Raw genomic sequence first — 20,457 nt, 5'->3', positions numbered from 1 at the left:
TCAATTGAACCTTTCAAGGAGGAAATGGACTAATGAATGAATCATTATCACGAATGTTAAGAGAACTTCGTCTCGGCGGCATGGCCGAAACGCTTGAAGTTCGGTTACAAGAAGCGAGAGCAAGCGGACTAACACACCAGGAGTTCTTGGAGTTGGTGTTGGCCGATGAGACGTTGGTTCGCAATGACCGAAAGATCGATCGCGGGGTGCGACGTGCAAGCTTTCGGGATGTGCGTCGACTCGAGGATTTTGACTTTTCGTTTAATCGCAGTATCGATCGTGCAAAGGTGTTTGAGTTGGCCAGTGGACACTTCTTGCGAAGTGCGAAAGACGTTCTGTTGTGTGGCCCACCGGGGACCGGAAAGAGCCACCTTGCGCAGGCCGTTGGTCATGCCGTCATTCGCTCAGGTGCAATCGTTTACTATCGCAGCATCTTCGACGTTGTTCGAGACTTCTTGCATGACGAGGCGATGGGTGGTGAAGAAAAGGTACTGGCTCGTTACTTGAAGCCGGATCTGTTGATCATCGATGACATGGGGATGAAGCAGCTGCCCAAACGCAGCGGTGAATATCTATTTGAAATCATCATGCGTCGTCATGAAGTTCGCAGCACGATCATGACAACGAATCGTCCACTAGAGGACTGGGGCAAGTTGATTGGCGATGTTCCGAGTGCCAGTGCGATCTTAGATCGCTTCTTGCAATCGGCCGAGATCATGAAGATTACAGGGCGGAGCTATCGTCTGAAAAACAGTGAAAAAAAATCAAAAGGGACCAAAGCGCCCCCCGGCTCCGCAGCCGAAGAAAAAGAATAGATCAGGTAAACTAACCAAATCCAAACCACCAATTTCAAAAGGGACCACAGGCGCCCATAGGTGGTCCCTTTTCAAGCGCCCAGTGACACTCCCAAACGAATGCTGCATCGGGAGTTGCCTCTTCTGCAGAATGCACTACTGTCTCGACCTCAAGTAGAAACTGGTACTTCGGGTTCAAGTTTCCATCGAAGTCCTTGCAATTGTTGCTCGTTGTCGGGAACTGCAAATCAAAGACTTCTGCCTCGGAACCTGACCATAGCGTTGAGACTGAGCGAGTCGAATTGACTGAATTTAGATGTCGAGTTCCCTGCTGTTGGTCGAATAACACCCCAGCGAATCCCGCGATGGGATTCGCCGACTGATTGGTTCCATGTCGGTCTGAATTTGGGCCGGCGTTGCGAGTGTTCTTGCTACATAGCAGCAAAGTTGGCTGACGGCCCTGGGAAAGCGCCTCGGCTGAATCCCAAACCATCACAATCGTTTGATCGGGTGCATCCCAAACTTGTGTACCTTCCACTTCCTCCAAACATTGCATATAGAGCCCTTGGCCCTGCAACTCATCGAGCGATCGCAACCGTCCTGAACTCGGCGGCCGAACTGCAAGAATCAACAGCACTTCGTCCAGCGATGATGACGGGCGGTTCTTGCAAACCGCTTGGTCCCACTCTTTGAATGTTCTTTCGTTGGACGCCGTTGCCGGGAGACAACATTCGTTATCGTCGGCCGCGCGCAAATGCCGGTTTGCCTGACTTGCAACATCTTGCCCGCGTCCCTCCAGATGATCCGCATCGAACGCCATCTCGAATCGATACGACGCTTCTGCATTTCTTGGCCCACCGGATCCCAAAGCTCTGCGCGTCCAATTATGTGAACCAAGATAAACAACGGATCTTGGCTCGCCATCGATCGTTGTTTTCAGGTAAACAAGCTTGGAATGCATCAAAACCAAACCCGAAGGTTCATCGGTACCACAAACTGAAGGGTCCATGAAGTACTTAAGTCGAATGTTTTCGTCACCCAACTCAGATTGCAACTTCAACAGTGGACTGTACCCGCAAGAGCAACTCATCGAACTAATACCAAAAGACAATTGGTTGTCCAATGCCTTCATGAGATCGTTTCGACCAATCGAATTCAGACCTGCGTCGGAGACGTATGCAACCAGAAATCGGCAAATCACTGCGTTCTGCAAATCAGTTTTCAAACGTCGACAGTACTCGCCATCGACAAGCGAATCGCTTAGAAAAGTCATTTGATGGTCTCCATTGCCAAGGGCGACTGGCCATTTCCTAACTGTTCTCGTTGGTAAAGGTCGCGTATAGGCAACTCCGTCGGCTTAATTTTCGTTGATGCGAGATCAGCGACGCGTGTGCTGAATGACTTCCAGGTAAAGACACCGATGATTCGTTGGTTGTCGTCGGTGACAGGAATTTGCGAGAACCGATTGTCGAGCATTCGTTCGATTCCGTCGCCGGCAAGCGTTCGCGAGGGAAGCAATATTGGCTGCTGGTCGGTCGGCAGAAGCACTTTGGCAGGTCCAAATGGTCCAGGGCGATGCGCCGAGCGCTTTTCAGTGCATGGGGCAAGATCTTCGAGTACTGAATTCATAAGATGCCTTTGAATCAACCGGACGACAGCTCTAAGTTGCCGATGGATTAGTCTTCATGGATGCTGGTGGAATCGGTTCAACTTTGGTCGTCGATCTGCCATGTTATTGTCGCAATCTTGTATAGGAGTGTAGATCGATTCTCGAGCACTTCTCGTGTAAACATAGATGCTGCAAGGAATTCAAGTGCAGTGTTCTGTTTCAGTTGCACCATTGCCGAATTCGACTTGTAAAAATCCGCAACAAGCGTTTGTGCAAGATAGGGAGCACTGCCGGTGTAGGTTCGCAATTTATCGATATACAATTCGTTACCAGAAGAAATATTGTCCTGCCCCTTCAGAAGCAGCAAGCCTCCGAATCGGTTTCGTTCGTTCTCGAACATCGCCTCATCGAACTCGCCGTCTACTATGAACTGACTTCGGCTCTCATCGTTACGGGAAAGAATGTGTTCGACGTGATATGCGTTACTTTTACCTGTTCCGCAGACATAGTTGTACAGTGTGTCGTGCAACTGACAGTTTAGATTGTCGGCGATCCATAACTCGATTCGAGTTAGAAAATACCTCATGAAACGAGTATTGAAATCGCCGTAGCCGACTTGGCGAAACTGCTGGTATGACAGAAGACTCTTGGTGTCCGTGCCACGTCGTTCCTGGATGTCTTTAAGCACTTGGGAATTGATTCTTTGCTCGATTTCTTCGACGGGGCAGTTCTTCAACATTGGGTTGAGCGTATAGAGTAGCTCCTGGAGCTGGTTGCTGTCGTAAGCCCGATTGAGCTGAAGCATCACGTATGCCCGATCAAACGCGCGAGAGATTGCAAGGATTTTCCCGTCTTCGTCCGGGTCGTCGACAGCGCAGGCCGCGAGACAGAGCATGAGATGACCATCCATGCGGTTCAACTGCGAGATGAAATAACACTCGGGAATCTCGGAATCTGGATCCACACCCAGTTTCCGCAACTTATGGAAAAGAGATGAGTAATAGCTAAGAGGCCCCTTCAAAAAGTGTTTCACCGCTTGTGCGTCGTGGTTTAGATGCAGTTCATCATCGCACGGCTCTTCAAAAATGACGCGGTGATACGGGCCGTCAAAAACTTGCCCCTTTTTTCGCGTGTCAGCAAACTTGGCACGAAGAAATGTGCGAAAGAACGTATCGACCTCATCTTCTGCGTTAGATTCTAGGTTGCACAGTGAACTATCCCAGATGTCGGCGTAGTGATCGACCTCATCCTTGTCGATTTGTCCTAGTAGCTTTCCCTTCAAGATCTCGTAGGATTGGAGACGAACGCCTCGATCGTTGATTACCTCAAAGATCATAGGAACGTCCGTCTGAGCAACCTCAAGGTTGATGATCACTACATTGCAAAGAAAGTAGTAGACGAAGGTTTCGAATATGTGCTTGGTTGGGAGACGAACAGTAAGCTCCTTATCAATGAGTGCGTAGTTTTCGATGATGTGTCTGGCGGTAACTCCATCTTCGATCAGATTCTCTTTGGGACTTTTTCCGTCAAAGAGCGCCTGCATCAGCGGTTCGCGTTTGCTATTGGCCATCCAGAATTCTTTTTTTCCGCCAATGCCAACGCCAGCAATCTTCGACTTTAGCCACTCGCGAAGGTCAGGAGAGTCTATGGTTTCATTTTCGCACAAACGATACAACGCGATCAGCATCAGCGTTAGGGTCGTGAGTCGTTGCTGGCCATCGACCACGAAGATCCTGTTATTCGTCTTGTTGGTGATGTAAGTGTTCAGGTAGTACCAAGAGAACTTATCGACAACGTTCCCTTGGTTCGGATCGAGGTCGGGATGCTTTTCATACGATTGCCCAAAATGATAAAAAATGTCTTCGATCAAACGTGCAACCTCATCTCCTTTCCATTTGTACTCACGTTGGTAAAAGTCAATGTGATAACTGGTTGTGGAAAAAAGCGTGTTGATGTTTTGCTTTTCCGGACTAACTTCCATAACTACATCTCTTTTCAATCGGTGGCATTGTGAATCCGCAACTATCCTCGAGGTTCTTACCACGTTCCTACATCGACAGAATATCTTGAAATTGACTCCATAGATATCCAACTATAATCGACGTTGAAGCTCCCACAGTACCCTCGCACCGAGTCCATTTGCCGCGTCTAATCGTCGCGAGCGTTTGCGTACTCAGTTTCGGCAACCTTGCTAGTCATCATCATCTCCTTCATCATCACAGACGGGATCGTTCTCCATCTCCACGCTGACCGTGTAGCCTGGCTGAGATAGATCGATTGACATTATCTCTTCCCAAACTGACTCAGCACCGTAAACTTCACGGATACGTTTGGAGAAGTCTCGGCAGTGAGTAACTTGACCGGGATTGGCCATCTAACAAAAACTTGTAAATGAGTCACCTCCAGTAGACTGGCAATAGAAATGCCCTGATGCGACAAAGGTTATCTCGCCGTCATGGGAACTGACGGTCCAGAAATGGTAGAGCTCATTGTCTGCATATTTGCGACGTGGACCGGTCAAAGTAACCGATGCATTGAAGTAGTCGTGTACGTTTTCGGGCATTTCAGACAATAGCGAACCCAACGACGCAACGATTGTCTTGTGATTTCCAGAAACAAGATCGCTGTAAAATATTTTCGTGAGGAGGTAAATTCCAACCTTTGCAATTTTGTGGTCAATATCAGCAAAGATGTAACGCTTTTTCATTGGATGTTCTCTTGTTGGTTTTCTAGCCGAAACGTTTTATCGCAAGGTTCTGTGTTCACTACATTGGTTGCGTATGAAAAACGTTGGCTAATGACCGGCGGCGTTGTAGGTGGGTGAGTTTTCATGGGGAAGGGTTCTTTTGCCCTTACTCTGACGTACGTATAGGCCTTTCTGTCTCTATGCTATCGTTTCCGTGACGCTCGGAACTGAATGGGTTGGATATCGAATTTGTTGATAAGTTGTTTGCCTGAGTACTTGTGTGGCACGGGTTTCTTGAGGACGTTAGTAACGATGTACAAAACGAACTGCGGGTCTGTTTTCGCTTTATTCAATTCATTTACAGTGATGATGAATCGCTCGTCGACGCCTGACGTACCCTTCACTTCGACACAATCCAACAAATCCCCTTTTGTACATCGAAGATCGTATCCAACGTTTTCACGTTCAACCGACTTCACGTGCCATTTCGCTTTCCTGTAGATCTTTGTAACTACTCGCACGGCAGTTCTTTCAACTTCTTTGCGTACTTCCGAATCCATCTGAACGAACGCACCCGGTTTTGTTTCGGGCTTCTTGTGAGGTCGCGGGGGTTTCGATCTGATCCGCTGAAACCGTCCTTTTAAATATTCAACCGCAGAATCATTCAGTATTCGCCCCATGATTTGGCGGAAGGGGATTTGGTAACTCGTGTTTGACTTGATCTCGGCAACGCTGACGGGCTTGGCTTCTGATAAAACCTGGAGGTTTTCAACGGGACGACTGTACTCGCCGTGCTCCCCGAACACGGATTTGCCTGGAACAGCGAATTGGTCAGTTGCGACCGCCATTGCAATGATTCCGAACCTAGCGCGGAAGTAGAATACGATGTCACCCGGATTGGGACGGTTTAGCGTCACTTCAGCCCCCAAGCCTTTGCAGTGCCCCCAAGCGGCAACGACCTGTTGCTGCAGCATGATCGCGTGCTTTCCTTCGCCTTCGGGTTCTGTTTCGTCTGTATTGAAAAGCCAATACTCGATTTGGGAATTTGACATTGAATTACTCTAGGTGAGATGTACTTGTTTAGAAAAACCAGGTTTGCTAACGCCCTGCGGCTGACGGTTTCGTTGCGTCGCGAGTTGTTATTTCGAAAAAAACTCGTTCACATCGAGCATCTTGTGGCGTTCCAGTTCATATATTCCGCAGTCAACAGGCCTAAATTGCCGCCCACGACTAGATAGTTTCGTATCTCGCACTCGTTCTTAGTGTATTTGCTTTCTAAATTCGCATAATGTGAGTTCAATAAATGCTTAGGTTTTGGTGGTTTTGAAAAACGTGGATTTTGCAAAACCAGCTACGGTAGAGACGTAGAGTCGATCTCTTGCTCTTGATGAAGCAACATACAGTAGGTTTTTTTCTGTGATCACATGTTGTTTCTTAGCACGTTCATCGTCTTCCCTACCTCGATACTTGGTTGGGAAGACGTCAGCGGCGAGCCCAGCAACTATGACGCATCGAAACTCTAGACCCTTGACCCGATGCATGGTTGCCAATCGCACACCTTGAGTGTCGCTCGTGTTTTGCCCTAGCACGGAATGCTCAACCTGCTGTCGAGTTAACGCTGCCTTAAGTTTTTTTAGCTGCCAGTTTGCACGCACGACCACCGCAATCTCTTCAAGAGGGAAATCGGTTTTAAGCGACTCAATCAATTGCGCAATCGCAACAGATTCAGATTCCAGATCTTTGCTTTCGATGAGCTCAGGATCAGGTCCGCTAAACAGTGAGTGTGTTGCAATTTCGGACCACGATGAGTCGCAAAGATCGCTCATGTCGCCACCACCGCTTCGATCTGTTGCCCAATTGCGGATCTGCTCCGTGGTGCGGTAGTTGATTTGCAAGCGGTGAATCCGATCGTCAATTGCTATTCCACCATCGGCCAGCAAGGTTGGCTCGTTATAGATGCGCTGTCGCGGGTCCGCCACGATGAACACGTCATCTTGGCTGGGGCGAACCAATGATCGGATAAAACGCCAATCGCTCGCGGTGAAGTCCTGTCCTTCATCGACAATAACATGACGATAGATCGGAGAGGGGACCTTCCTGGCATACTCGGCTGCTTTTGACACAATCCCAATCCAGTGGGTTTTTCCTGCGAGACGAAGGGATTCCTCGAACAGTTCAAAAGACTTCCAAACTGCGGCGCGATCGCGACGAGACAATAGTGGCGTGCGACCGATTCGCGAAAGCCGAAAGTACTCTTCTCGACTAGTGACTCCCTTGATTGCGTGCGAGTAAAACCACTCTTCTCGCAATACGTCCGTTTCAAAATTAGTAGGGTTGTCGACTGCAACCATATCCCAAGCAAGTGCCAGATCGTCGTCTGACCCTACCGAAAACTGGCCTGAAGGTCTTAACCAAGACATCGCGTGGTCGTGAATATGCTGCACGTCAATTTGGTTAAACTCGTCGCCGCAAAGTGTCTTAAGCACATACCTAACGTTTTCAGCTAGGTTCTTAGTAAATGTGGTGAAAAGCACTTTGTGGTTATTCTGCAACTTGAGCGCCAGTTGTCGAGCTCTGTGCATTGCGACAATCGTCTTTCCGGTACCCGCGCCACCGAGAACAAGAGCAGGCCCCGCGAAGGATCGCTCTGTCAGTTGACGTTGATGTGGGTGTAGAAAAACACGCCAGCGTTCGAGTGGTGCCGCAAGCACGCGATCAAGTTCGTCATCACTGCTCACTCGATGAAAACGTCGCCCCGACTGTCCCTTCGCGATCGCCTGGTCTTCGCTCGATGATTCTCCTCGATCGGTTCCAGCTGGAACCTCATCACGAAGCGAAATGGGCATTCCTACAGCTCGTCTGACCTCTTCGACTGATTCCCCTTCTGCCAGCCACACTAGCGATTCGTACGACTCCTCTGGCAATACCGTCTGAAGCTGGGATAGCTGTTCCTTCGATTCGAGGTGCCGAACGGCAGGAATTAAAACCGGCGGAACTCCAAACGAAAGAAGCGTTTCATCGTCATGCGAAAACAGCTTTTCACTGCCGATCTCGCGTGATCCGGCCTCCGCAAGGCTTTTCTGAACCTGTTCGACATTCAGGATCTGCAAAGACTGCGTTTCAGGATGAACCTCGAATGTCCGGTTTCGCGCCCAGTCCATGGCTTCGTCATGATTGTCGACCCAGACCAACACGTACGTGTTACCTTGGTCCGGGTGGAGAACAACCGCTCGATACTTTTGATCAATTCGCACGGTGCGAACACGATCATCATCCATGTTGTGGATCTTTTCGTAGTTGATCGCTGACGACTTTGGATCTGCGCGAAACTTCTTCGCAAACTCCTGGACCTTCTTCCGCTGAGATTTCGGAAGGCGTGCGAGGGCCTCCATGAATTCATTGCTGATCGCCAACTGCGGGCCACTCATGAAGACAAGGCTCCCTTGATCGCAGCTAGATCACTCTCCAACTCATCTTCCATGATTGTCACCCACGACCTCGCTACAAATTGATCAGCAGATTCGTTTTCACCCTTGCGAAAGTAGGCCACCGATTTTTCAGGCCAAGCCAGCTCACTCTCCGCAATCGTAACGCCGTCTTCGTCGTCCAATGGATGACCAGGCTCGGGTGCAGCAATGCCTTCCTTTGCGAGTCGGAGAACCAGCTTTCCGATATCTCTGCCGACAAGATCGAGCACTTCTTCGTATTCAGCAGACAGTTTCGGCTTCCCCCCAGAATCTCTAGCTTCAGATTCCGTTGCAGTCTGCGATTGCCGTTGCACTGGAGTCGTGGGCAACGGCCGTGCGGTGCCGGATTGGGCCAACGCCGCTACGAACGCCTCGTTTTCATCCAGCGATTTAGCAAATTCTTTTCCGACCAACAAGCGTCCCAGCTTTTTGAAATAGCGACGCATAGCACCGCTATCATCCAGATCAACTCGCGTGATTTCGAGAACGTTGTATCCCTTGCTGCGAAGCCAAGAGCGTATCTCGCTATCCTTTGCCGCAGTCTTTGCATTGCCATGGATGTGATCACTCATGCCATCGAGATAGATGCAGATGCCCATTTCATCCGGATCATCGGGATCTGGATCAAAAAACACGTCGGGTGTTGTGCTGCTCAGATTGGGACTTGGACGAAACTCGTACTTAAAACGAATTTGTTGCTGGAATGATCCGCTTGCAAATCCTGCGATGGACAGCAGATGCTTCAGCTTCGCTTCAGCGTCATTCACTTCGCCCGCTGGTGATATCGGATCATTTTCGGGCGAAGGCTGAAGTGCGGGGATCAGGTGTTCTTCGGCAAGGCCGTTTCCAGCTCGCTCAAAAAACTCAAGTCCCGCGTGTCGATCCAGATAGCGGTGATAGTACGCATTGCGAAATGTCTGAAGACAATCGTTGCATGAACTGCCACAATCCGAGGGGCACCCAGCCAGCAATTCGGCGGCCGTTGATATGATCCGCGGGAAATTTTCAAGCAGTTGAGCCAGAAGCCCCGAGCCGCCGGGCATTGGATCCCATAAACTCGCGTCCACTTCATCCCGGTCAACATGCCCCACGACAAGCACCTGTAAATCGTCCAAGTGCATGTCAAGAACCGACGCAGCGGCTTGACGGATCGACTCAAGGATTGTGTAAGCCGTCGACTGATCCTTGACGTTCACCATTGTAATGGAGTCCGCGACAACATCGGCGTAGAAGCCAACGTTTACTGGTTCCTGGCCGCACCACTCGGTGTGTTTTTCTCGGAAGTTCTGGATTTGCCGGACCGACGAAAGCGGAGATACGCTCTGGCCACAGATCTGACAGACTGGGTAGCCCATTTCAGGTGGCGTTCGATCAACCAGAGAAGACGCCCCCACGTTTACCATGCGGAAGTGAACACCTCGACGGAAATGCAGTGGGCTGCCTCCCCATCCATAGGCAGTGCCTCCGTTGTGCCGACCTTGTTCGCGACCGTACGTGGCAACCGACAACTGAAAACGATTCTCTTCCTCATCAGATATCTGTGACATGTGAACCAGGTCCACATCACAGACTGGGATCGCCACAAGCTCGATGTCGGTGAGACTGCCCGCAGCACTGCTTCGGTCGCTTTCGATAATCGCTTCACGATCAACGTTCACAGCGAATACAGGCGTTTCAACTTCATCCATATCGGCTTCACGGTGAAAACGCCTCGCCACAAAACGATGCCCGTTAGCGTAGATCAAGTTGCCAGGCACATACTCTCGAAGAGCCATGGACGCAGCACGTGGAAGATTGAAATCCATCGCGCCCATTTGCCAACGCGGGACTTCCGCCATTCCAACGATCGACCCGCCATCCAAGCCATATCCGGGGAGGAAGCCTTCTTGGGAAAGAACACTAAACGTAACTGTATCGTCGACACCATCGGCATCGCCGCGTCGGCGACGTCCCATTCCCTTGAGCTGTTTGACGAGCCGGTCGCATCGCTTGAAGTGTGCCTCGTCGTCGTAGCTAAGCGTTCCTTCGTCGTCACGAACGCGATTCAAGCGGCGAATCTCACGGATCGCCCACTGCAAACGCTTTCGTAGTCTGCTGATGACATTCTCAAGATTGTTTCCTACCTCGTCGATGTGCCGCGAAATTTCTTCGGCCGTCGTCACATCAGAGTCCTCGGTCGGCCATCCATCACGAAAAGCTCTGCCGACGTACTGCAACAAATCAACTCGATGATGGGCAATCAAATCAGCTAGTGGCTGGACATTGAAAGCTTCGCTGCGTAACTGGCCTGACGGAGTAAACAAGTAGTGCGTTATTCGCGATGGTAACGTCTCTTTCAGAGTATCAAGGATTCGCTCACGCTCAGGCTCTGCCAAACCCGACGCTGGTCTGCTCAGTTGGTTTAGACGTGTGATCACCGTTGCAGCTACCTGTTTGGCGACCAAAACCTCGTTTCGCAAGTTGAACGCAGGCGGATCCACTCGACCGCCAAGCATCCGCATTGGCTCGTTAAAGTACGACCGATCATGCGACGCTGGGCGACAGTATGTGATGGTCACTGCCATGCGGTGACGACGACCGGCACGCCCGGCTCGTTGCCAATAGTTCGACGGCAACGGCGGAACATTGCGAAGCAAAACCGAATCAAGAGCACCGATGTCCACTCCTAACTCAAGCGTTGGCGTACAGACCAGAGTATTGACGTGATCGCCACTTCCTTTGAACCAGTTTTCAATCTTCTCTCGATGGTCTTGAGGAACCATCGCCGTATGCTCTTCCGGACGAAGCATCGCATAACGCTCATCTAGAACCTGCAAATCATAGTTGTCAGGATCTTCGCCGACAAATTCCAACGTGCCATCACACTGCCACGCCAAGCAAAGACTATTGGGAGTCCTACGTGTGACTCGGCGGCGACAACGATTGCAGCAGTAGTAGCCGTGGTTTTCAGCAATGCGGATCTTGTCCGAATCAATCTGGTAGACACCACTGCATCGTGGCAAAGCACGTCCCTTGTTGCTTCGTAATGTGACCGGAACCAGTAACGCCTTGCTTGGGTCGGTGCAATACGCCCATAACTCCTCAATAAAATCACCAACATCCTCTGCTGGAACGCCCCATTTACGAACGATTGAACGGATCAAATTGTTTCGCTCAGACATCCAAGCCGTGACGCGTTCACGCTCATCACCGTTTCCTAGCTCCAGCTTCATACCTTTCGGACCTGGCAGAAGTGGAAGATATCCACGTTGGATTTCCCGATCACCGTCGTGCCAATACCGAGAGAAAATTTCTCGCTGTGAATCTCGTAGCAAACGTCGCCGCCGCAGCGAATCGAGCAACGTTTCGACACCGACCTTCAGTTCTTCCGCAGGCATGGCGAGCCGATTTGCCCACGACTGGATGAAGGCATCCGACGTATTCAGCCCATCGTAGTTCACTGTAATCCGGCCCCACGGCTCAAGACCTTTGCGTTGGTTCGATGCCATCGTGATTTCACGCAACATTTGAATGCGAAGAAAATAGGCCCGCTCATCCGCGTGCGATCCCCCGCTGCCTTCTTTTGGTGCGACTCGCCATACCTCGGGAATCAAAGCTCGCGAGTATGAGTCATCCTGATCCAGATGGTCACTCATCTTTAACGCAATATCGCCGATTGAAACCGCACCACCAGCGATGGCTTCGGCCATCAAACCGCGAAGTCGGAACCGGCGCGCATGGTCCTTCATCCATCCGGCTTGAAAAGCCGCATCTTGTCGATTGTCCGCAAACAACAACAAACGTTTGCGTTCCGCATGCTGAACCATGTCTTGAGCAAGCACGTGGACATCGGCAACCGAAGTCGCCCGCACCTCGCGAATCGGTTCGCGGTATCGCCGTCCGTTGGCGCTGCCCAACGCCCTACAAGAAAAACAACTCGTTAGATATCCGGGATGAGTATCCTTGCTCTTGACCGCGTAAAGCCGAACCATCTCCGACATCGTACCGCATGATTGGCACCGCGACTTCGAATTCGGATGAGCAGCACCGCACTGGCGACAGAAATAGAGTGCCGTTGCCCGAGCATGATTGGCGAGGTCTTGGCCATCTTGGTTGACAATCGTATCCAACAACACAACGCGAGTCCCACCGTGCTTTGCTTCCTGCGGTGCCCAAAAGTGGTCTTCGTCCTCGCCCATCTCGCCGCCGCCCGGGGTCGCACCGGTGTAAGAAAAATCCTTCAGGTGGGTCGTCAAATAGTGCTGACCACATGTATTGCAAGAAAACAATCGGGGACGCCACCACTTCTCAGCACTGTCGCCTCGTTCCAATTCCTCAGCACTGCTGAGCGACAGAGACGGCTCATTGCCGGTTTCAAACGAAACCACGCCGCCCGTGATGCCACGCAAAAATCCATGCACGACCGGACGCATTAGTGGCCGGCCATCCTTCAAAGACGCTGCGCCGAGCGTTAGATAGCACAACAGTTCTTCCTCGCCAACCGTTCGGCCAACCGTCGTCTTCAGCTCGCTCAACAGCGTCGACAATTCGCGTGGCCCTAGCAGCGAAGTTCGGATCTGTTTTGCGATCTCATTCTGTCGCAAATCGTCAAACAATGCTTCCTGCCAATGTTCACCATTGATCTCTCGCTTCGTCAGTCGGCGATAGACCGATGTGACTTGTTCTTCGGGGTTCAGTGATTCGACCGCTAGGAGTGTGTCCGCCAACAGTTTGTTCAAATCGCGGGGACGCTCAGGCCGATAGCTTTGCGCAGCCCACTCGTCGTTCTGATACTCCTCGTTCACGGTGGCAACAGACTGGGCATCGACACCAAAGAAGCGAGAAGCGAACTTGCGGGCGGCATCAGGATCTCTTTCGTCCACGATTGTCGCCGAGGTAGCGATGCAAGTCGTGTACGAAGCGTCTTTGCCGCAGAACGCTCGAAGTCGCCGGATCAAGCAAGCCGTCTCGGCACCTTGGATTCCAGTAAACGTGTGAGCTTCATCGAACACCAAGAATTCAAGCAGGGCGCTCTCGAAAAGCTCGACGTCACGCTGGCGAGTCAACAGTAATTCAAGCTGCTTGATGTTCGTCAGCAGAATACGTGGTTGAGAACCATCGGTCCTCATTCTTTCACGTGAGCAGATCTCCTCGGCTGGATGAACTGAATCGCTCTGTCCTGCCTCGCGAGTCTCACGAATACGAAACTCGTAATCCGCCCGGCTCTCTCCAACCTCCATCCGGTGGCCGTGAACCTCTCGTTCATGCTCCGGCGTCTTGCCGACATACATGCCGAATGTGATGCCGCTGCCGGCAAGCAGGCCCCGCATCCGATCAAGTTGGTCTTCCGCCAACGCATTCATCGGATAAACGATCACCGCTGCTATGCCAGCCGGTGCGTTCTCGTCGCGCAGTTGCAAACAGCGGCTGATGATCGGATACAAGAAACACTCCGTCTTTCCCGAGCCTGTCCCCGTACTGATCAACGTTGGACTGCCATCAGTGATGGAACGAAACGCTCTATCTTGGTGCCCGTATGCAGCGGTAAAATCTTTTGGCACGATCCGTTTCATGTGCGGGTGAAACACGCCATCCTCAATCAGTTGCTCGACAGAAGCTCCCTGACGAAATCCTCGCGACAAACTGACATAGGGACCTCGCAACAGCGGTGACCTGCGCACCGTCTCGAGCCGCAATTGATCACGCATTTGGTCGTACAAACGAGGATCAGCCAGAGCATAACTGGTCAATTGGTAGCGAAGAAAGCTACGAACGACCTTTTCGGTATAGACAATCGGATTCAGTGGCATCGGTGCCCTTTAGCAAACTGCTTTGATGGTGACGTGGCCTGGAAGTCAAATGGGCACTATCATAAGGGATTTTGAGATCTCTGGCTTTACCCCAGGATAATTGAGGTCCGACCTCGGACGAATGATATTGCAAAGCGTGCATTCTTTTCGATGTCATCGATGGTCTAAACAACCGTGGTTTTCATTGATCTAAAAATCGCTAAAGTATTAGCCTAGCTTTTTTGTCCCGGGATCAGGTGGTTGTCGGGTTTCCTTCACGGACGTTTTCCAATCCATGTTCGAACTACCCTACTCGGTCAACCTGACTGATGCCAACACGGGACAACTGGTTGAGGCAGAAATTGTCGAGCTAAATCGTAAATTAGCGAAAAGTAAAATTGATGGCCAATGGTGGAAGATCAAAGCCGGGCGAACCACACGTTCCCATGAAGAGGACCATCACTGGCAATGGCTTAAGGTGATTGGTGAGCAAAGGACCAACTTGGCGTATCAGGCGATTGCCGTTCAGACGCCAGATCAAGAGGTGCAGGGCGCGGCAACCTATTTCATTGATTCCCTGAGCAGACTGGAGGAGGGGGAAGGGGCCGTCAATCTCGACCGGATCGCTACAGCTCCTCGGAATCGCCCGTGGCTTTGCGAACCTCCTTGTTTTAGGGGTGTCGGCTACTGTTTGTTGCTGTCTGTCGTCCGGCATAGCTATCTCTTGGGCCTTGGCGGCCGTGTTTGGCTCACATCTCTACCTAACCAAAAAACGCATGACTTCTATCTTGCCCGGGGATTTCAGGTTATCCTGGAGGATGAAGACGGGATCCTTGACTTTGAAATCCCAACCTCCGCAGCCCGTTCCTGGCTCGATTCTGAGGGCTATCCAATATGAGACATTCACCGAGAAAACAGCAGACTAACGATGACTTCGCACCTGTATCAGGTGGCCGAAGACAGGCGGATTCGTATCGACGTGACGATGTCGATAACTTAAGAGACGTAAAAGCCGACTCGCAACTTGATCGTCACATTGTTCGGCTGCTCGCTCTGCACAAGAAGCTGCGAGTGAAGTTCAAGAATCAAGACCTAAGTCAATTCAGCGATGATGCCAAACGTGTTCTGCTGGCCGACATGAATGACCTTCTCGGCATCAAGGGCTGAGACCGTTTGATGATTTCTCTCGATGAAGTTGAGTCGTATGCTGCGGAACATTTTCCAGCAGCGCCGGAAAAGCTCGTCAACGACTTTGGCATCGAAGTCCGCACATCAGATACCCCAGGCTGCGATGGATGGTGCCTTCATTACGATGATCGAACCATTATCCGACTCAACGGCGAACTGACCAAAGCGCAGAGAAGGTTTACGCTCGCACACGAACTCGGGCATTTGATCCTTGGCATTCCCTCTATGTTTGGCGAATCGTTCGAGGACATGTTGTCATCGGACAGCGACGAAGAGAGACGCGTCAACGATGTCGCCTCCTGTTTGTTGTTGCCATTGGCGGAAGTCCGTAAGGACGCAGGGCAACTTCCCGTCGTCGCTGGCGCGTTGAAGCGACTGGCAAAGCGTGCCAGGGTCTCTGAATTGGCCGCTGCCGTGAGAGTCTGCAACCTCACTGAGGAACTGGGGTTACTCAATGCCTCAGTTGTCGCGTTTTCTGGCGCCGATATTCGTTGGCAATGGTCGAGGACTCTCCGAATGTCCGAGGAGACCGCGTTTGAACTGCGGCAGGAAGCGCAGAACGTCAGTCCAAATGCGTTTCGGGCGGATCACAATGAGAACCAAACCGTCGTCGCGTCGGTACTTGAGAACCCCTTCTTTGGCTCGTCAACTTTGTTCGTTCAACTATTGCCGAAAGAACATGGAAACCAACTTTCGGTCAACGAGCTGAGAGCAGCTTTTGAACGAGAGTACCTCAGCAGCGACGACGCATTTCGCAATAGACTGTCTGGCATCATTGGTGCGTTCAAATCGAAGTGTGTCGGTCTCTCACAAGAAGAGGCCGTCGAACTGTTCTGGGAAAAAAACGAAGCTAGGTTGCGGTCGACTTGTATCAACACCGATGAAGGACGCGACTACATTGAAATCCGAATCGGGCAATTGCTGTAGCCAGCAGTATGCCCGAACTACGGATCACTGAATAAAAAAACTCATCAGGCACATAGTCCCTGATGAGCCCAAGTGGAAAGTGTGTGTGCCCCGAGGGGCTGAGGATCGGTCACGTGCAAGTGACCTCACCTCTTCGCCATTCGGCCGCACTCGATGTCGGACCAGAGTAAACTTTGATCCAGTCACGAGCGGAGTTCCACCTGTGTGCTTTAAGCGTAACATCGAGGAATCTGCTTCTCAAGTAGGTAGGTCGTCGTGGAAACGGTCGTGTCCCAATCGAAAAACATGCTTTTGCCAGCGAGCTCCTGTAGTGCCCCGGCCACATCTTTCGGCATATTCACCCAACCAAAAACCTGACGTAGCATTACTTTTCTCACGTCCTCTTTAAGAAGTGGGCAACAGGCAAGATCTGCGGCCAGCATGAGACAGTCAGCTCGCAATCCCTTGTCCTTCGACTCCCGAAGGAATCGTTTTGCCGCTTTCACAATCTCTCGAACAAGCCGCACATAGGCGCGACGATCACCACAGAAATAGAGCAAACTGACGACCGTAAAATAGTCGACTTCGGCGGGCCGCGACTGAACCTGTGAGTGTTTCCAGATGGTTTCAGCCAAGCTTGGATTGACGTTATGAACTAGATCCAACTTTGCAATCGGGATCAGTACAACCAACAAGGGCAAACAAGGCGGAGCCTCTCGTGACATCGCATTCATCGCTAAGTGAGTGACTTCATCGGCAATTCGTTCATTCAGATCTTCAACCACTGACGGCTCCAAGTCGAAATCAGCGTGAACCTTGTCGGATATCAACTGATAAATCGTGGCAACCTTGATGGCGACCTGATAACGAAAGTCAAGTTCCAGCAGTTTGCTCAGAAGAGACACCATCCCGCCTTCGATAAACTGGCAGCAGAGACTGCTGTTCGCTTCAGTCACTTTTCGCTGCAAGATCGAGAGCACGTAGCTGATGCAGGATTCATAGTGGCAACCTGACTGTGCCACCTTGGTTTTGATTTTCCGAAACGCAACTCGGCACACGCTCTTGGGAATCGGACGCTTTTCCTGGCGGGCACGAAGAAACGACTCGTGCAGGTCGTCAACCAAATGGCTTAGTTCATGCTTCAGGGCACTCAAGTTCGACATGAAAGGCGATTCGGTCTCCAGCGTTTTTGCGTCATTGATGTAGAGCTTGCAATTTTTCAACTCCCCACGGATGGTTTGCTCAACTTGGTCGGCGATGCTGGCTTCATTGAAGAAGATAAAGAAATCATCCAAATATCGGCGAACCTCGCATTGTTTTCCGAATTCGATTCGATCCGCCAGGGTACCCAAAACCGCAGTATCAACGGTTTGCAAAATCAGCTCTGCAAAGATACGCGACATCTCCGGGCCGACCAGAATACCGTGCGTTTCACCGTGATTCATAGATCGCATCAAGGAGTCAAATCTGGCATCAAATGTGAAGTAAGCGGACCGGTCGCCCCTTCGTTTCGCGTTTGCCTTGCCGCGAATAGCCCATGCGATCGAATGCGTGTAGATGTTGCCAAAGCAAGACTGCACGTCGATTGCCCGAACAAAGCGAAACTTCGATTCCAGTCGCTCGTAATCACGTGATCCGTAAAAGGCGTATAGCAAATTGAACGGGCCGTAGGCGAAGTAGCAGACAGGGCTTTCGTCGGATTCGGATTCGCTTTGAATGCCGGGCTGCTGGTTCTGGTAGCCGATATCCTTCGCTCGACGGGCAATTCCCGATGGCGATCTCAACGTCCATTGGCTCTTCAAACAGTTTGACAGAATTTGGGTTGCGTACGTTTCGTAAAAGTTCACCACTTCGCGATAGTGAAACGGATGCATCACATGAATGTCGCGAGGCGTTTTCCGTCCCCTTGAAAGCGAGAATGTGTAGGGGACCGTCTCCGGCGGACCGCTGGCGTCGTTTTGATGTTGAAACAGGGCGTCATCGAGCGAGGTCAACGACGGTCCACGCATCCGACGGTAAACCGATCGGAGGGAAAATCGTGGCGGAACTTCGTGAGGCAAGATCTCGCTTAGCAACACGCGATCCCGATCCGAAGTGTCGATGGATTGCATTTTAGACATGCTTGAAAAGACCTCGGATTTCCCAAAGACGCTTGCCTGTGAAGCGATGGCGAATGTTGTTGGCGTAGCTCGCTGTGAATGATAGCCTTCGTAGACTTGCCTTTTGGCTTTTCGTCAGACATGACCGCGCACCATCTAGCGGCGCTTTGCGGATCCAATTGCCAAGGTAAGCATCCAATGCCTGCAACGCCGCGTCATCGGTGATGTCCCGATGAGACGCAGATAGTCCCAAGGTGATCCGTCGTCGCTGGAAACTGCTGTAAACCGAGCAGCCACCCGTTAGGTATCGAATCCGATCCAGTAGAAGGCGAAAATCTTTATTCTCAATGAAGTCGTTGAATGCCAATTTCACTCTCTTTTTGTACCGGAGCATCTTGCTGGTCGCGATTCCCACGTGTACCTCGGAACGCTTCTTGCTCGCGATGTTTTGCGTGCGACAGAATGAAAATCCGAGATAGTCGAATCCTTTAGCGGCCTGACCGTTGTCACCCCACCGGCACGTTTGCGTTTTTTCCGGATTGAAGGACAGGCATTCCGGCAAGTAACCGCTGACAGCCTCTTTCAGTTCATCCAAATCGTCCGACGCGGTGACGATGATGATGTCATCGACAAAACGACCGTAGAAGACGACTCCTTCGTGACTGATCACACTACGATCGAACGCAACCATGAAGTGTTCCGCCAATTCGCCGCTGATCGACAATCCTCGTGGCAATTTGTTGCCCGAGTACGGATCGGCGGACAGAATCTTCATGCACCAGCCGTACTCGACAGCAGGAAAGCAGGCTTGAACCGATTCCAGACTCACCGCATCGTAGACCGGTATCGCCCCAAAGAAGTCACTGATGTCGGTCCGCAAAATGTGATGAGACACATCGGCCTCCAGGATTTTTACGATCTGGGTTGCAATTTGTTTTCGGTTCAATGACCGGACACCGCGTTTTCGCCTCAACATCCTGCAACTATGACGCAAGAAGAGCACGTCCGCGTAGGTGGACGCGGAATGAAGAATACGTCGACCACCATCAACCATCTTCAGAGGCGATGGTAGGTAGATCCGCCGCTCGAATTCTTCGGCAAGTTGGGGCAGCAGTGAATTCGTACCGTTGCTCACCTCAGAAAACCGGCGTGGGTCGTCGGAGCGTGTTAATTTGCGCAGGTAGTCTGGGTTGGTGAGCCGACTCGTCATGACGGGTGGCCTCCTGCAGCAACTATCGGTTCACGAACGACGCGATCAACAAAACGTATGCCTCGTTGTGTGATCGCGTGGTAACACTTGCGAGAAATGTTTTCGGGGCTGAGCGAACCAGAAAACATTGGCCGACTCTCTTTCTTTCGATTCAAGTCCCACGATCGGTTGACCATTGCGAAAACCGCGCAAAGATCATTAAGGGCGACCAAAGTAATCCCGCGACGGTCACAATCCGCCGTGGCGTCCTCTACCGATTCTTGTAACTTGCGAAACGGAATGGATGCCTTCACATCGGCTTCATGCAGAATCGCCAACAAGTAAAGATGGACATCGGTGAACCTATCGATCGCACGTAGAAACAAATCGGCCTCATCAAAAACCGCTTGGTGCGGCCCGTTGTCGATCCAAGTCGACACCAGCAAGTTCGCAAAATGCTCTCGCTTTGCTTCGCAGTGTTCAGCCTTAACTCGTTCAACAACTTTTTCCAGCAAATGAAACCCCGCGTCGCTTGTCGCAAAGTCAGAAAAGGTCAAACCACGATAACGACGCAGCCTTTCAAATAGGTCTTCGGCTCGTTTCAACCGTTGAGCCGTCGCCCAAGTGCCATACAGACTGGCCAGTTTCGGTACGGATTCGGTCAGTTGTGACGTGATAAATTCGATGAATGTGTCATTCATGACTATGCGATGCTGCGGTTTATAATAGGAATCTGCGAAATCTAACTAAA

General features: G+C 51.2%; 14 protein-coding genes. 4 read left to right on the top strand and 10 right to left on the bottom strand.

The annotated features are described in order from the left end of the window. Positions 1 to 32: 32 nt before the first annotated feature. Positions 33 to 815, top strand: a complete 783-nt coding sequence (gene istB, locus Q31b_RS27180; protein WP_231617894.1) for an IS21-like element helper ATPase IstB — start codon at positions 33 to 35, stop codon at positions 813 to 815. Positions 816 to 849: 34 nt separating this feature from the next. On the opposite strand, the gene Q31b_RS27175 is transcribed toward istB, so the two are convergent. The 7 genes from Q31b_RS27175 to Q31b_RS27145 all read right to left on the bottom strand — a co-directional run bounded on the left by Q31b_RS27175 (position 850) and on the right by Q31b_RS27145 (position 14,345). Beyond that, positions 850 to 2,067 carry a hypothetical protein gene (locus Q31b_RS27175; RefSeq protein WP_146602819.1) on the bottom strand — a complete coding sequence of 406 codons (1,218 nt, stop codon included), beginning with the start codon at positions 2,065 to 2,067 and terminating at the stop codon, positions 850 to 852. Next, positions 2,064 to 2,342 carry a CBS domain-containing protein gene (locus tag Q31b_RS27170; protein WP_197172486.1) on the bottom strand — a complete coding sequence of 93 codons (279 nt, stop codon included), beginning with the start codon at positions 2,340 to 2,342 and terminating at the stop codon, positions 2,064 to 2,066. The genes Q31b_RS27175 and Q31b_RS27170 overlap by 4 nt, the downstream gene beginning before the upstream one ends. 158 nt (positions 2,343 to 2,500) lie before the next feature. Then, positions 2,501 to 4,384: a DUF262 domain-containing protein gene (locus tag Q31b_RS27165; RefSeq protein ID WP_146602817.1), complete on the bottom strand. Its 1,884-nt coding sequence runs from the start codon at positions 4,382 to 4,384 to the stop codon at positions 2,501 to 2,503. Between the two features lie 393 nt (positions 4,385 to 4,777). Further along, positions 4,778 to 5,110 carry a hypothetical protein gene (locus Q31b_RS27160; RefSeq protein ID WP_146602816.1) on the bottom strand — a complete coding sequence of 111 codons (333 nt, stop codon included), beginning with the start codon at positions 5,108 to 5,110 and terminating at the stop codon, positions 4,778 to 4,780. A gap of 182 nt (positions 5,111 to 5,292) precedes the next feature. After that, positions 5,293 to 6,141: a DUF3883 domain-containing protein gene (locus Q31b_RS27155; protein WP_146602815.1), complete on the bottom strand. Its 849-nt coding sequence runs from the start codon at positions 6,139 to 6,141 to the stop codon at positions 5,293 to 5,295. A 255-nt stretch (positions 6,142 to 6,396) separates the two neighbouring features. Next, a complete protein-coding gene (locus tag Q31b_RS27150; RefSeq protein ID WP_146602814.1) occupies positions 6,397 to 8,517 on the bottom strand; it encodes a 3'-5' exonuclease in 2,121 nt (706 codons plus the stop codon). Further along, positions 8,514 to 14,345: a DEAD/DEAH box helicase gene (locus Q31b_RS27145; protein WP_146602813.1), complete on the bottom strand. Its 5,832-nt coding sequence runs from the start codon at positions 14,343 to 14,345 to the stop codon at positions 8,514 to 8,516. The genes Q31b_RS27150 and Q31b_RS27145 overlap by 4 nt, the downstream gene beginning before the upstream one ends. Before the next feature lie 274 nt (positions 14,346 to 14,619). Between Q31b_RS27145 and Q31b_RS27140 the strand changes: the two genes are divergently transcribed. The 3 genes from Q31b_RS27140 to Q31b_RS27130 are packed head-to-tail and all read left to right on the top strand — an operon-like array spanning position 14,620 to position 16,439. Next, positions 14,620 to 15,222 carry a hypothetical protein gene (locus Q31b_RS27140; RefSeq protein WP_146602812.1) on the top strand — a complete coding sequence of 201 codons (603 nt, stop codon included), beginning with the start codon at positions 14,620 to 14,622 and terminating at the stop codon, positions 15,220 to 15,222. Further along, entirely contained in the window at positions 15,219 to 15,491 is a 273-nt protein-coding gene (locus Q31b_RS27135; protein WP_146602811.1) for a hypothetical protein, read from the top strand. Before Q31b_RS27140 ends, Q31b_RS27135 begins: the two co-directional genes overlap by 4 nt. A gap of 9 nt (positions 15,492 to 15,500) precedes the next feature. Beyond that, the gene (locus Q31b_RS27130) at positions 15,501 to 16,439 is read left to right on the top strand and encodes an ImmA/IrrE family metallo-endopeptidase (protein ID WP_146602810.1); all 939 of its coding nucleotides are present in this window, start codon (positions 15,501 to 15,503) and stop codon (positions 16,437 to 16,439) included. A 209-nt stretch (positions 16,440 to 16,648) separates the two neighbouring features. On the opposite strand, the gene drt3b is transcribed toward Q31b_RS27130, so the two are convergent. From drt3b to Q31b_RS27115, 3 genes are read right to left on the bottom strand one after another with little or no spacing between them, the layout of a single operon-like run. Then, positions 16,649 to 18,529: an antiviral reverse transcriptase Drt3b gene (gene drt3b, locus Q31b_RS27125; protein ID WP_197172482.1), complete on the bottom strand. Its 1,881-nt coding sequence runs from the start codon at positions 18,527 to 18,529 to the stop codon at positions 16,649 to 16,651. Between the two features lies 1 nt (position 18,530). Then, a complete protein-coding gene (gene drt3a / locus Q31b_RS27120; RefSeq protein ID WP_146602808.1) occupies positions 18,531 to 19,727 on the bottom strand; it encodes an antiviral reverse transcriptase Drt3a in 1,197 nt (398 codons plus the stop codon). After that, positions 19,724 to 20,407, bottom strand: a complete 684-nt coding sequence (locus tag Q31b_RS27115) for a hypothetical protein (protein ID WP_146602807.1) — start codon at positions 20,405 to 20,407, stop codon at positions 19,724 to 19,726. Before Q31b_RS27115 ends, drt3a begins: the two co-directional genes overlap by 4 nt. Between the last annotated feature and the right edge of the window lie 50 nt (positions 20,408 to 20,457).

It is taken from the genome of Novipirellula aureliae (assembly GCF_007860185.1).
GTDB classification, from domain to species: domain Bacteria; phylum Planctomycetota; class Planctomycetia; order Pirellulales; family Pirellulaceae; genus Novipirellula_A; species Novipirellula_A aureliae.
The sequence above is the reverse complement of the archived record's forward strand: the minus strand, read 5'-3'. Positions and strand labels throughout refer to the sequence as shown.

Coding starts and splice junctions, on each gene's coding strand:
- drt3b (WP_197172482.1), bottom strand. CDS start 18,529: ATGCAATCCATCGACACTTCGGATCGGGATCGCGTGTTGCTAAGCGAG.
- Q31b_RS27155 (WP_146602815.1), bottom strand. CDS start 6,141: ATGTCAAATTCCCAAATCGAGTATTGGCTTTTCAATACAGACGAAACA.
- Q31b_RS27115 (WP_146602807.1), bottom strand. CDS start 20,407: ATGAATGACACATTCATCGAATTTATCACGTCACAACTGACCGAATCC.
- Q31b_RS27130 (WP_146602810.1), top strand. CDS start 15,501: ATGATTTCTCTCGATGAAGTTGAGTCGTATGCTGCGGAACATTTTCCA.
- Q31b_RS27135 (WP_146602811.1), top strand. CDS start 15,219: ATGAGACATTCACCGAGAAAACAGCAGACTAACGATGACTTCGCACCT.
- Q31b_RS27145 (WP_146602813.1), bottom strand. CDS start 14,345: ATGCCACTGAATCCGATTGTCTATACCGAAAAGGTCGTTCGTAGCTTT.
- Q31b_RS27160 (WP_146602816.1), bottom strand. CDS start 5,110: ATGAAAAAGCGTTACATCTTTGCTGATATTGACCACAAAATTGCAAAG.
- istB (WP_231617894.1), top strand. CDS start 33: ATGAATGAATCATTATCACGAATGTTAAGAGAACTTCGTCTCGGCGGC.
- Q31b_RS27140 (WP_146602812.1), top strand. CDS start 14,620: ATGTTCGAACTACCCTACTCGGTCAACCTGACTGATGCCAACACGGGA.
- Q31b_RS27175 (WP_146602819.1), bottom strand. CDS start 2,067: ATGACTTTTCTAAGCGATTCGCTTGTCGATGGCGAGTACTGTCGACGT.
- Q31b_RS27165 (WP_146602817.1), bottom strand. CDS start 4,384: ATGGAAGTTAGTCCGGAAAAGCAAAACATCAACACGCTTTTTTCCACA.
- Q31b_RS27150 (WP_146602814.1), bottom strand. CDS start 8,517: ATGAGTGGCCCGCAGTTGGCGATCAGCAATGAATTCATGGAGGCCCTC.
- drt3a (WP_146602808.1), bottom strand. CDS start 19,727: ATGACGAGTCGGCTCACCAACCCAGACTACCTGCGCAAATTAACACGC.